The organism is Streptomyces sp. CB03234, assembly GCF_001905885.1.
GTDB lineage: Bacteria > Actinomycetota > Actinomycetes > Streptomycetales > Streptomycetaceae > Streptomyces.
The window spans coordinates 366,043-378,694 of record NZ_LIYH01000001.1; the positions used below are offsets into that span (position 1 = coordinate 366,043).

General features: G+C 73.8%; 10 protein-coding genes. 7 read left to right on the forward strand and 3 right to left on the reverse strand.

The genetic code is table 11. The features are described 5' to 3' along the window. The first annotated feature begins 213 nt into the window (after positions 1–213). The 7 genes from AMK26_RS01660 (at position 214) to AMK26_RS01690 (ending at position 9,111) form a co-directional block, all read left to right on the forward strand. Entirely contained in the window at positions 214–1,818 is a 1,605-nt protein-coding gene (locus AMK26_RS01660) for a dynamin family protein (RefSeq protein ID WP_073752939.1), read from the forward strand. Continuing rightward, the gene (locus AMK26_RS01665; RefSeq protein WP_073751074.1) at positions 1,815–3,632 is read left to right on the forward strand and encodes a GTPase; all 1,818 of its coding nucleotides are present in this window, start codon (positions 1,815–1,817) and stop codon (positions 3,630–3,632) included. The genes AMK26_RS01660 and AMK26_RS01665 overlap by 4 nt, the downstream gene beginning before the upstream one ends. A 133-nt stretch (positions 3,633–3,765) precedes the next feature. Continuing rightward, positions 3,766–4,251, forward strand: coding sequence for a single-stranded DNA-binding protein (locus AMK26_RS01670; protein WP_079277458.1), 486 nt, complete (start codon positions 3,766–3,768; stop codon positions 4,249–4,251). A gap of 241 nt (positions 4,252–4,492) precedes the next feature. Beyond that, positions 4,493–5,923 carry an LAETG motif-containing sortase-dependent surface protein gene (locus AMK26_RS01675; protein WP_198943971.1) on the forward strand — a complete coding sequence of 477 codons (1,431 nt, stop codon included), beginning with the start codon at positions 4,493–4,495 and terminating at the stop codon, positions 5,921–5,923. 416 nt (positions 5,924–6,339) lie between these two features. After that, complete coding sequence (gene ettA, locus AMK26_RS01680; protein WP_073751077.1) at positions 6,340–8,004, forward strand: energy-dependent translational throttle protein EttA; 1,665 nt, start codon at positions 6,340–6,342, stop codon at positions 8,002–8,004. 10 nt (positions 8,005–8,014) lie between these two features. Continuing rightward, positions 8,015–8,455: an acyl-CoA thioesterase gene (locus AMK26_RS01685; RefSeq protein WP_073751078.1), complete on the forward strand. Its 441-nt coding sequence runs from the start codon at positions 8,015–8,017 to the stop codon at positions 8,453–8,455. Continuing rightward, a complete protein-coding gene (locus AMK26_RS01690; protein ID WP_073751079.1) occupies positions 8,452–9,111 on the forward strand; it encodes a hypothetical protein in 660 nt (219 codons plus the stop codon). Before AMK26_RS01685 ends, AMK26_RS01690 begins: the two co-directional genes overlap by 4 nt. A 283-nt stretch (positions 9,112–9,394) precedes the next feature. On the opposite strand, the gene AMK26_RS01695 is transcribed toward AMK26_RS01690, so the two are convergent. From AMK26_RS01695 to AMK26_RS01705, 3 genes are all read right to left on the reverse strand, one after another. Continuing rightward, complete coding sequence (locus tag AMK26_RS01695; RefSeq protein WP_143608426.1) at positions 9,395–11,644, reverse strand: hypothetical protein; 2,250 nt, start codon at positions 11,642–11,644, stop codon at positions 9,395–9,397. Positions 11,645–11,648: 4 nt separating this feature from the next. After that, positions 11,649–11,996, reverse strand: coding sequence for a hypothetical protein (locus tag AMK26_RS01700; RefSeq protein WP_143608428.1), 348 nt, complete (start codon positions 11,994–11,996; stop codon positions 11,649–11,651). Between the two features lie 161 nt (positions 11,997–12,157). Further along, positions 12,158–12,562: a globin gene (locus tag AMK26_RS01705; RefSeq protein ID WP_073751085.1), complete on the reverse strand. Its 405-nt coding sequence runs from the start codon at positions 12,560–12,562 to the stop codon at positions 12,158–12,160. Positions 12,563–12,652 lie beyond the last annotated feature (90 nt).

Consider the following 12,652-nt stretch of genomic DNA (forward strand, 5'->3'; position numbering starts at 1 on the left):
GTGGCACGATGTGGAGGTTCGGTGAAGCGAACCGATAATCGCAGGCAAGTGCGATTTCCGCAGCGCTTTTCGCGTCTCCCGCCTCGGGTGTTGTGTACTCGTTATGCCTGCACCCCACTCGTCCCGTCTGTTCCGAGTGTCCGATCGGCGCGCAGAGAGCGCCATACGCTTCAAAAAGGCCACGAAATTGGGCATTCTTCGCATGTGGTGACCTTGGACGTACGGCCTCAGCTCATCGACGCACTCTCCGCCCTGCGCGACCGTGTCGCCGCCGTGCGTCTTCCACTCCCCCTTCCGGGTGCGCCACGGGCGCGGCAGACGCGGGCCGAGTTGCTCGCGCAGCTCGACGACTATCTGGTGCCCCGCCTGAAGGAGCCCGAAGCGCCGCTGCTCGCGGTCGTCGGGGGGTCCACCGGGGCGGGGAAGTCGACGCTCGTCAACTCGCTCGTCGGGCGGCGGGTCAGTGAGGCCGGGGTGCTCAGGCCCACCACCCGGACGCCCGTCCTCGTCTGCCACCCGGACGATCACCACTGGTTCGCCGGGATGCGGGTGCTGCCGCAGCTCACCCGGGTGTGGACGCCCGAGGACGGGGACGGGGAGGGGGACGGGGACGGCGCCGAGGAGCGGGCGCTGCGGGTCGAGACCGCCGACACCGTTCCGCGCGGCCTCGCGCTGCTCGACGCGCCCGACATCGACTCGCTCGTCGTCGAGAGCCGCGAGCTGGCCGCCGAGCTGATCTGCGCCGCCGACGTGTGGGTGATGGTCACCACCGCCTCACGGTACGCCGATGCCGTGCCGTGGCACCTGCTGCGTACCGCCAAGGAGTACGACGCCGCGCTCGTCACCGTCCTCGACCGGGTGCCGCACCAGGTGATCAACGAGGTGTCGCGGCAGTACGAGGCGCTCCTGATCCGCGCCGGGCTGGGCGAGGTGCCCCGGTTCACCATTCCCGAGCTGCCCGAGTCGGCGGGCGGCGGCAGCGGCCTGCTGCCCGACACCGCCGTCGCTCCGCTGCGCGCCTGGCTCGCGCACCGCGCCCAGGACCCCGCCGCCCGGCAGCAGACGGTCGGGCGCACGGCCCGCGGGGTGATCGACTCGCTGAACGCACGGATGCCGGAGCTGGCCGGCGCCGTCGCCGCGCAGTACGCCGCCGCCGTACGCCTCACCGGCGCCGTCCAGGCGGCGTACCAGCGGGAGGGCGAGCGGGTGCGCACCGAGCTGCGGCGCGGTGCCGTCCTCGCCGGTGACGCCCGCACCCGCTGGCGCGGCTACCCCCGCGACTGCTCGGCCACCGAACTGCTCGACTCCCTCGCCGAGTCCCTGACCGCCCTGCTCCAGTGCGCCGTCGCCGCCGCCGACGACCACGTACGGGAAGCGTGGCGGCGCGAACCGGCCGCCCGGGCGCTCGACGGGGGCACCAGGGCGTCGGCGACCGGGCCGGACCGGGAGACCGGCGAGCGGATCGGCATGGCCGTACGGCGCTGGCGGCGCGTCCTGGAGGAGCTGGCCGAGGACGAGGTACGGCGGATGGACCGGGCCGCCGCCCCGGACGCCGAGACGGCGGCGGCCCTCCTCGCGGCCGCGCTGCTCGGCGGGCGCAGGGCGCGCACCGCCGGCGAACGGCTCGCCGAACTGCTCGGAGCCCAGGGCGCCCTGCGGCTGCGCGACCGGGGCGGCGAGCTGGTGAGCACGTACATCGATCGCGTACTGAACGAGGAGCGGGCCCGGCGGCTGGAACCCCTCCGGGCCCTCGACGTGACCCCCGAGCCGCAGGCCGAGCTCATCGCCGCGCTGTCCCGACTGCAGAAGGAGAGGTGACGGCGGTGAGCGCCGTTGACGAACGCTGGGACGACGGACTGATCGCCCGCCGCGTACAGGAACAGGCAGAGGTGGCCGGCGGGCCGCTGACGGACGAGCCGCACGTACCGATCGGTGAGGCGTACGCCGGGACGCTGCGGGCGCGGCTGGACGCCCTGCGGGAGCTCGTGGGGCTGTCCAGGACCCGGCTGGACGGCGACACCCTCGCCGAGGCCGGGCGGGTACTGGACGAGGCCGCGGCACGTCAGCGGCTGTCGTCGCGGCACACCGTCGTCGCGATCGCCGGGCCCACGGGAAGCGGCAAATCGACATTGATCAACGCGCTGGCGGGGGTTCCGGTATCGGAGACCGGGCTGCGGAGGCCCACCACGGCCGCGCCGATCGCCTGCACCTGGTCCGAGGGCGCGGCCGGGCTCCTGGACCGGCTCGCCATCCCGGGGCGGCTGCGGCGCCGGCCGCTGGCGGGCGGGGCCGGCGACGAGGCGTTGCAGGGCCTGGTCCTGGTCGACCTGCCCGACCACGACTCGGCGGTCACCGCGCACCGCAAGCAGGTCGACCGGGTGCTGGCCCTGGTGGACGCGGTCATCTGGGTCGTCGACCCGGAGAAGTACGCGGACGCGGCGCTCCACGAGCGGTACTTGCGGCCGCTCGCCGGGCACGCCGAGGTGACGTTCGTGGTCCTCAACCAGGTCGACCGGCTGCCGGGCGAGGCCGCCCACCAGGTGCTGGACGATCTGCGGCGGCTGCTCGACGAGGACGGGATGGCGCTCGGCGAGCACGGTGAACCCGGCGCGACGGTACTCGCGGTGTCGGCGCTCACGGGGGAGGGCGTGGGGGAACTGCGCGAGGTGCTCGGGGCGTTCGTGCAGGGCCGCTGCGCCGCCGAGCGGCGCCTGTCGGCGGACGTCGACGCGGCGGCCGCCCGGCTGCGCCCGGTGTACGTGGCGGACGGGCACCCCGGGCTCGGCGAACGTTCCCGCGAGGACTTCGGCGCGCGGCTCGCGGTCGCCGTGGGCGCGCGGGCGGCCGGGGAGGCGGCGGAACGCGAGTGGCGGCGCAACGCGGGACGGGCGTGCGGGACGCCGTGGCTGCGGCTGTGGCGCTGGTACGAGCGGCTGCGTACGCAGGGGGGCGGTACGGAGGGGGACGCCGAACCGGAGGCCGTGGTCGCGGCGGAGGACGAGCTGACGGCACGCCAGCGCGTCGAGCAGGCCGTGCGGGTGGTGGCGGGAGAGGCGGCGCGCGGGCTTCCGGTGCCGTGGGCGCAGGCGGTGCGCGAGGCGGCGGTACGCGGGGCGCGCGGGCTGCCGGAGGCGCTGGACGAGCTGGCGGTGTCGGTGGGGGTGCCGCAGGCGGGCGGGCGGCCGCCCCGGCCCGCGTGGTGGCCGGCCGCCGTCCTGGCCCAGGCGGCCATGACGCTGCTCCAGTTCTACGGCGCCCTGTGGCTGGTCGGCCAGATCGTCGGCGTACTGGAGCCGGGGCTCGTCCCGCCGGTCCTGATCATGCTGGCCGGCATCGTCGGCGGGCCGCTCGTCGAGTGGGCGTGCGCGGCGGCGGCGCGGGGGCCCGCCCGGCGGTACGGGCAGGAGACCGAGCGCCGGCTGCGGGAGGCGGCGGCGGGGTGCGGGCGGGCGATGGTGCTGGACCCGATCGCCGCGGAGCTGATGCGGTACCGGGAGGTGCGCGAGCGGTACGCCCATGTAGCGCGTGGGCGCGGGGAGGGCGGGGGGCCGGGTGTCGCGGCGGCGGCCGTGCGGATGGGGGCGGGGATGGGCATGGGGACGGGGACGGGGACGGGGCTGCGGCGGGTGTGACGCCGGGTGGGTGTCCCCCTTGCGGGTGGTGGAGTTGTGCACAAACGGGGGCTTGTCCACAGGGCTGAGCGGGATTTCGGCGGGCGGGCCAGCATGGGCTCAGTCAGCAGGAGGACCGCGAGGGGTGGGTGTCATGAACGACACGATGGTGACGGTTGTGGGCAATGTCGCGACGAGCGTCGATTACCGCGACACGGCGGTGGGAGGCGTGGCGAAATTCCGGTTCGCGGTGACCGCGCGCCGCTGGGACCGGGAGAAGGCGGGCTGGGTCGACGGGCATACGAGTTTCTACACGGTGAGCGCGTGGCGGGCGCTCGGTGCGAACCTGGCCGCGTCGGTGTCGGTCGGTGACCCACTGGTGGTGCACGGACGGTTGAAGGTGCGGGAGGAGGACTGGGACGGTCAGCGCAGGACGTTCGTGGACATCGACGCGGCGGCGGTGGGACACGACCTGACGCGCGGGACCTCCGCGTTCCGGAGGGTGGTGAAGGGCGAGCCGCGCCCGGTGGACCGGCCGGACGCCGTGCACGACGCGGGCGGAGGCGGAGGCGGGGGCGGGGGCGGATGGGGAGGGGGAGGGGGTGGCGCGGTGGACCGGCCGGTGGAGCTGGTGACGTGACGGTGCGTCAGGGGAGGGCTACGGTCCGGCGTGCCGATGTGGAGATTCGGCGGGCGCATGCCTCGTAAAGCCGGGTTCGCGATAACGATTCCGAGTCGGAATGGTTGTCTGACGGTATGACAGGGGACTGTGCTGGGTCGCCTCTCTAGGATTCCCGGGTACTCACGGGGCACTTGAGTCGGCAGGCGAGGCACTCCCCCCACGCGCCACATGCGAAAGGTCTCGCCCGGAGGGGAATTCTGTGTTTGCTGGGTTTTCTGTACGGAGGCGGAGGGGGCGTGCCGCCCGTCTTCTCGCCGCGGTCGTGACCTCCGGTCTGGTCGCCGGAGGGTTCATAGCCGGGGCGTCCGCCGCCGCGGCCGACGAGGCACCACAGCACCAGGGCGGTGCCGCCGCCACCCTCAACGGGCTGACCACCTTCGGCCAGGCGGTCCTCCGTGTCGACGGCGAGAAGCAGGAGATCCCCGCCGGCCTGTTCGAGATGACCGTCGACGGCGGCGGGACCCTGAAGACGTACTGCGTGGATCTTCACAACCCCACCCAGGAGAAGGCCAGGTACCTGGAGACCTCCTGGGACCAGACCTCGCTCGGCGGGAACAAGGACGCGGGCCGGATCCGCTGGATCCTCCAGCACTCCTACCCGCAGGTCGACGACCTGGTGGGGCTGGCCGAGGACGCCGGTACGGGACCGCTGACCGCCGGGACCGCGGCCGCGGGCACCCAGGTCGCGATCTGGCGGTACTCGGACAACGCGCAGGTGCAGGCGCTCGACCCGGCGGCCGAGAAGCTCGCCGACTGGCTGGAGAAGGAGGCCGAGAACGTCGCCGAGCCCAGGGCGTCGCTCAGCCTGGAGCCCACTGCCGTCTCCGGTCCGGCCGGAACGAGACTCGGCCCGGTGACCGTGCGCACCGACGCCGGCCGCGTCTCGGTGACCCCGCCCGCCGACGCGGCCGCCAGCGGCATCAGGGTCACCGACGGGAACGGCAAGCCGGTCACCTCGGCGACCGACGGCAGCCGCCTCTACTTCGACGTCCCCGCCAAGGCCGCCGACGGCTCCGCCGCCCTGACCGTCCAGGCCAGCACCTCGGTGCCGGTCGGCCGGGCGTTCGCCGGCGTGACCAAGAGCCAGACGCAGATCCTGGCCGGCTCCAGCGAGTCGACCGTCTCCGCCACCGCCACCGCCACGTGGGCCACGACGGGCGCCATCCCGGCGCTCTCGGCCAGGAAGAACTGCGCCGAGGGCGGCGTGGACGTCACCGCCACCAACCGGGGTGACACCGCGTTCAGCTTCGAACTCATGGGCTTCACCCACGCCATCCAGGCCGGCGAGTCCCGGACGGTGACCATCCCGGTCGCCGAGGACCAGACGTACGACTTCACGATCACCGGGCCCGGCGGCTTCCGGAAGACGTTCAAGGGCGTCCTCGACTGCCGGACCACCGGCAGCACGGCCACCACCATGACCGGCCGGCAGGGCACCCAGCCGAGTCCCCTCTCGGTCGGCGGCACCTCGGCCGGAGCCGGCGCGATGGACGACGGTCCGGACCTCGCCGAGACCGGCGCGTCCAGTGCCACGCCCATGATCGCGGGCATAGCCGTGGCGATGGTCGTGATCGGCGGGGCGGCCGTCGTCCTCCTCCGCAGGAAGAAGGACCCCGGCGCGGAAGACTGACGTCACACGCGAGCGGTGCGCCCCGCCACAGGGCGGCTGGGCGCCCCGCCGCTGCCTCCGAGCCCTGGGCCCTGGGCCCTGGGCCCACGGCCCACGCACCTGCCCGGGCGTCGCCGCCGCGCCCCGGGCCCCGGGACCGCGCGCCCACGCGGGCGCGGGCCCGGCTCGGGCCACGGCAGCGACAGGACGGTTCGGGCGGGGCGGGCGGGATCGGACGGTTGGGCGGGGCGGGGCGGGACCGGGGGCCGGGAGGGCGGGGCGTGGGCGACGGCCACCGGGCGTGACGGTTCGGTGACCCGCTCGGCGTGCCGGAGGGGCGATGCGGGCGCCGGAGGCCTTACTGGTTTCCTTCGCGGGGTGGACGTCAGGCAAGATGGGGTGTATCTGCCCACTCTCGGACTGCCGGACGGTTTCTCTTGGCTGAGTACATCTACACGATGCGCAAGACGCGCAAGGCGCACGGCGACAAGGTCATCCTCGATGACGTGACGCTGAGCTTCCTGCCCGGTGCGAAGATCGGTGTGGTCGGCCCGAACGGCGCCGGTAAGTCGACCGTGCTCAAAATCATGGCCGGTCTGGAGCAGCCCTCCAACGGTGACGCGTTCCTGTCGCCCGGGTACACGGTCGGGATCCTGCTGCAGGAGCCGCCGCTGGACGAGGAGAAGACGGTCCTGGAGAACGTCCAGGACGGCGTCGCCGAGATCAAGGGCAAGCTCGACCGGTTCAACGCGATCGCCGAGGAGATGGCGACCAACTACACCGACGAGCTGATGGAGGAGATGGGCAAGCTCCAGGAGCAGCTCGACCACGCCAACGCGTGGGACCTGGACGCCCAGCTCGAGCAGGCCATGGACGCCCTCGGCTGCCCGCCCGGCGACTGGCCCGTCACCAACCTCTCCGGTGGCGAGAAGCGCCGCGTCGCGCTCTGCAAGCTGCTGCTGGAGGCCCCCGACCTGCTGCTGCTCGACGAGCCCACCAACCACCTGGACGCCGAGTCCGTGCAGTGGCTGGAGCAGCACCTCGCCAAGTACGCCGGCACCGTCGTCGCCATCACCCACGACCGGTACTTCCTCGACAACGTCGCCGAGTGGATCCTCGAGCTCGACCGCGGCCGCGCCTACCCCTACGAGGGCAACTACTCCAAGTACCTGGAGACCAAGCAGGCCCGTCTCAAGGTCGAGGGCCAGAAGGACGCCAAGCGCGCCAAGCGGCTCAAGGAAGAGCTCGAGTGGGTCCGCTCCAACGCCAAGGGGCGGCAGGCCAAGTCCAAGGCCCGTCTCGCGCGGTACGAGGAGATGGCCGCCGAGGCCGACAAGATGCGGAAGCTGGACTTCGAGGAGATCCAGATCCCGCCGGGTCCGCGTCTGGGCAGCGTCGTCGTCGAGGTGGAGAACCTCAACAAGGCGTTCGGCGAGAAGGTCCTGATCGAGGACCTCAGCTTCTCCCTGCCGCGCAACGGCATCGTCGGCGTCATCGGCCCGAACGGCGCCGGCAAGACCACGCTGTTCAAGATGATCCAGGGCCTGGAGGAGCCGGACTCCGGCTCCATCAAGGTCGGCGAGACCGTCAAGATCTCCTACGTCGACCAGAGCCGCGCCAACATCGACCCCAAGAAGACGCTGTGGGCGGTCGTCTCGGACGAGCTCGACTACATCAACGTCGGCCAGGTCGAGATGCCGTCGCGGGCGTACGTCTCCGCGTTCGGGTTCAAGGGGCCGGACCAGCAGAAGCCGGCCGGTGTCCTGTCCGGCGGTGAGCGCAACCGCCTGAACCTGGCGCTGACCCTCAAGCAGGGCGGCAACCTGCTGCTCCTCGACGAGCCGACCAACGACCTCGACGTCGAGACCCTGTCGTCGCTGGAGAACGCGCTGCTGGAGTTCCCGGGCGCGGCCGTGGTCGTCTCCCACGACCGCTGGTTCCTCGACCGGGTCGCCACGCACATCCTGGCGTACGAGGGCGACTCCAAGTGGTTCTGGTTCGAGGGTAACTTCGAGTCGTACGAGAAGAACAAGATCGAGCGCCTCGGCCCGGACGCGGCACGCCCGCACCGAGCCACGTACAAGAAGCTGACCCGGGGCTGAGGCAGCGGCAGTGGCTCGTCATATCTACCGCTGTCCCCTGCGCTGGTCGGACATGGACGCCTTCGGGCACGTCAACAACGTCGTCTTCCTCCGCTATCTGGAGGAGGCGCGGATCGACTTCATGTTCCGGCTGGCGCCCGGGAACGGCTCGCCGTCGTTCTCTGGCGGGTCCGTCGTGGCCCGGCACGAGATCGACTACGTACGGCCGCTGGTCCACCGGCACGAGCCGGTGACCATCGAGTCGTGGGTCACGAAGATCGGCGCGGCGTCGCTGACGATCGCGTACGAGATCAAGGACCCCGACCAGGTGTACGTGCGGGCCTCGACGGTCGTCGTGCCGTTCGACCTGGAGGCCCAGCGCCCGCGCCGCATCACGGTGGAGGAGCGGTCGTTCCTGGAGGAGTACGTCGACGACGGCATGCGTTCCGAGGGGAAGGCCGCCGCGGCATGACTCCGCCGCTGCATTTCGCCGACGCCAGGGAGGCGGCCGACCTCGCGGCCTTCCTGGCCCGGCTGATCCACTACGACCGGGCCGCCGCCGTCCGCCTCCAGGCGGGTGGCGGGGCCCTGGCCGTGTTCGGGCGGCCGGCGTCCTTCGAGGTGCTGGCCATCCGGACGGCGGCGCTCCTGGACGACGCGCCGCTGGACGTCACCGTGTCCGCGGGGCAACTCCTGGAGGGCATCGAGGAGTCGGCGGGCAAGGCCATGGTGCCCGCCCCCGTCACCGGCCCGCCCTGGGCGGGCGTCCTGCCCCCGCGCGGCGGCTGGCAGGAGGTCCCCGGCCTCCCGGACGCCGCCGGGCTGCGCGGGGCGGTCGCCGCGGCGGTGGCCGAGTTCCGTGCGCGGGACGGAGAGTTGCCGACCGAGCGCCGCACGCGCGCGGAGCGCGACCGGATCGGCCGCGACATCTGGTCCCGGACGATCGGCTCGACCGGCCTGCCGCTGCGCGCCGTGCACGCCGCCCAGTCGCTGGGCTTCCTGCCCCCGCACGACGTGCCGGTGGCCCTGCTCGCGGCCGGGTCATGGCTGCGGCTGCGCACCCCGTACGGATCGATCGCGGTCCGCAGGGCGGGGCTGGGGACGGGACTGACCGTCACGGCGGTCTGATCGGCCGCGGTGACGGTCACGGCGCGTCTGATCCGGCCGCCCGGCCGGAGGGCCGCCCCGTCCCCGCCTCCGGCTCGGTACGGCCGGTGCGTCGGCACGGTCGGCCGACCGGCGTCGGCACGGTGACCGTGCCGGGCCCGGACCCGCGGCCGGTGTTCGTGGCCCATGCCCCGGTGTCCGTGGCCCACGACCCGGGCCCGAACAGGCCGTTGCCTCGGCCAGGCCGTTGCCCGGCGCCCGTGGCCCGAGCTGCGAGCCGGAGACGGCCCGCCAGGTCCGGGGTTCATCCGGCGTCGGAAGACCGCCCTCCGTACGCCGCCCCGGCATGGCGGGCCGTCAGCCACCCGCCCGCGAGCACCGCCGCCGCGCACACCGCGGCCGCCACCGCCGGCCCGCCGCCGAGCAGACCGAGCGGTGAACTCCCGGACGGGGACAGGAAACCGAGGTTCACCCCGGCGAGCAGCGCCGCGACCAGCGCGGCCGGCACCAGTGCGCATCCCATCGGAACGCCCATGCCCCACCACGCCACCCGCAGCGGGAAACCGGCGCCCGAGGTGAACGCGGCGGACGGCCGCAGCTCGTGGGCCCGGTCGAGGAACGCGTGCAGCAACCCGGCCGCCCCCGCGAGTGCGAGCAGCACGAACCCGGCGGCCGCCACGAGGACCACCCAGTCGGCGAGACGCGCGCGGGCCTCTGCGCCGACGACGTGGGCCTCCCCGGGAACGCCCACGTGCGGCAGCGGCAGCGTCGCGTGCGCGGACCGCTCGATGCGCTCGCGTCCTTCCGGCCCGGTCGTCACGACGACGAAGGCGCCCTGTTCCTCGAGCAGGTGCGCCCGCGTGGCGGACGCGTGCACATGGACCGGGCCGAAGCCCACCCAGCGCAGCGCCTCGGTACGGGGCGTGCGCTCCCGGTAGACGTCGTGCGCCGGTACGGCCCGCTCGCGCGGGCAGGAGCGCATGGTTCCGAGGGCGGCCAGGTCGCGGCATTCACCGCGCAGCACGGGCCGGCCGGAGCCTGACACCACCCGCAGCAGCCGGTCCTCCGGGGCCAGCGCGGCCGCGAACCGGGCGTGCGCCCGCGCGTTCGTGGGCGCGCTGTAGACCTCCAGGAGCCGGTCGTCCAGCCGTTCGCCGAGCACGGCGGCGTTCCGGGCCGCGTTCGTCTGGTCGGTCACCATCACCAGGGCCTGGGCGGCCAGCGCCGGCATGACGACGAGGGCCGCGGCCGCCCGGGCGAACACCGAGGGATGGGCGGCCGCCCAGCGCCCGCCGATCAGCCGCGCCGCGCTCGCGGTGCCGCCCGCGGTCAGCCGGGCGGAGACCCGGGCCGCCGCCCGCCCCAGGAGCGACGGCAGCCCCGTGAGCACCAGGACCGTGCCCAGCACGAAGAGCCGGACGCCCGTCGCCTGCCCCGCCGCCGCCCCGGAGACCACGGCCAGGGCGCCGATCCCGCACACGACACCGGGCCAGGCCGACGGCACGGGCCGCCCGGGCCGCCCGGGCCGGGGCGGAGGGGCCCCGGGCCGCCTCGACCGGGCGGGGCGCGCCCACCGGTGTGGCACGCCGGACAGCAGGCACAGCGCGGTGAACAGCAGGCACAGGGCGGCCCACACGCAGGCCAGCGCGAGCGGGAACTGCCACCGCAGCGGCGCCAGATCGGCGGCCGCCACCTCGTACCCGGTCAGCGGCAGCCGTACGCCCGTCAGCGTGAGGGCCGCCAGCGGTACGCCCGCGAGGACGGTGCCTGCGGCGAGCGGGCCCACGCACTCCCGGGCCGCGATCCTCGCGGGCACGGTACGTCCGGTGCCGCCGAGCGCGTACAGCACCGCGAGCCGCCGGTCGCGCCGCCCGGCCCCGAGCCGGGAGGCGACGACGAGCAGGACGGCGACGGGCAGCCCGATCTGGGGCACCAGCAGCCAGTGCAGGTCGCTCTCCGGCCGGTCGAACGACTGGCTGAGGAAGTACGCCGGGTCCGCCGGCCGCTCCGCCCCGAAGCGGGTGACGCCGAGGGTCGTCGCGTACCCCTCGATCCGTACGCCGGCCGGCGGGCGGACGTACACGAAGAGCTCCCCCGCGTCGGCCAGACCCTCCTCCGCCACCGTTCCCGCCAGCCCGCCGAACCGGGTGGTGGCGGCCGGCATGGTGTCGAGCAGCGCCGGGGACACGAACGCCTCGCCCGGTTCCGGCCATCGGGGCAGGCCCGGCGGCAGGGGAGCGGAGGGGGCGACGGGCTCGATGGAGACCACCGAGAAGCTCCGCCCGCGCCAGGTGTCGTCGCTCTGCGCCCATCGGAGGGCCGGGCGTACGCCGGGGGCCGCGGGCACGGGCATCCGCGCGGAGATACGTGCCTCCCGCCCCTCGTACACGGCGTGCACCGCTTGCACGCCCCACACCAGCAGCGCCGCCGCCATCGCGGCGAGTGCCAGGCACAGCGCCCGGACGCCCCGTCGCGGATCACGCCGACGGCTGCGGCCGCCGGGGCGTGCCGGGCCGCCGGCCGGCCCGGCGGCCCTCACAGTGGGTGCGGTCATGGCGTCAGGGGTGCCGCTTCCAGCCGGAGCACGCGTCCGACACGAGCGGGCGGTTCTCGCACGTCTGCATCGTGTAGATCGAGTACGTACCGGTCGTGGAGGTCTTGCAGTAGCCGTTCGTCTCCTCCATGCGCACCACGGTGTCCGGCGTGGTCCGCTTGAAGTTGACGTAGACGTTGAAGCCGTCGGCCTCCCGGTCGCAGACCCCGGCGTACTTGTGGTCCCTGCCGATGTAGCCGAAGTCCTCGCCCTCGTAGACGTAGAAGGTGTCGCCGAAGGCGGTACCGGCCCCGAGCAGCGCCGTCACCGTCGCGATCGCCACGGCACCCAGCCGCATGGTCCTCCGTCGCACGTTGAACCTCCACAAGACGAGGGGCACCCGCCGACTGCGGATGCCCGTTCGATGTGTTGCGGCTGTGAACTTAGGGGGTGGAGGGCGGCCGTGGGGACCGGGTGCGGCAGAGTTGGCCGGAACCTTTTCTGTCACTTACCCGTCACGGAGGGTGAATCGGCTCAGTCCGGGGTGTTCACCATCGACGCCGCGGCGTACGTCAGGTAGTTCCACAGCGTCCGCTCGTGCTCCTCGGGCAGGCCGAGTTCGTCGACCGCCGCCCGCATGTGCTTCAGCCAGGCGTCGTGCGCCGCGCGGTCCACGGTGAAGGGCGCGTGGCGCATCCGGAGCCGGGGGTGGCCGCGGTTGTCGCTGTAGGTGCGCGGGCCGCCCCAGTACTGCATCAGGAACAGCACCAGCCGCTCCTCGGCCGGTCCCAGGTCCTCCTCCGGATACATCGGCCTCAGCAGGGGGTCCTCCGCCACCCCCTCGTAGAACCGTTGGACGAGGCGCCGGAAGGTAGCCTCGCCGCCGACCTGCTCGTAGAAGGTCTGCTCCTGAAGCGTGCCGCGCGGGATCTCATTCACGACTCCATCGTCTCAGACGGACCGGCCGAGGACCCCGGCCCTAGGACCCCGCGGGGTGCTCGCCTCCCACCGCCGCGAGCAGCAAAGTGG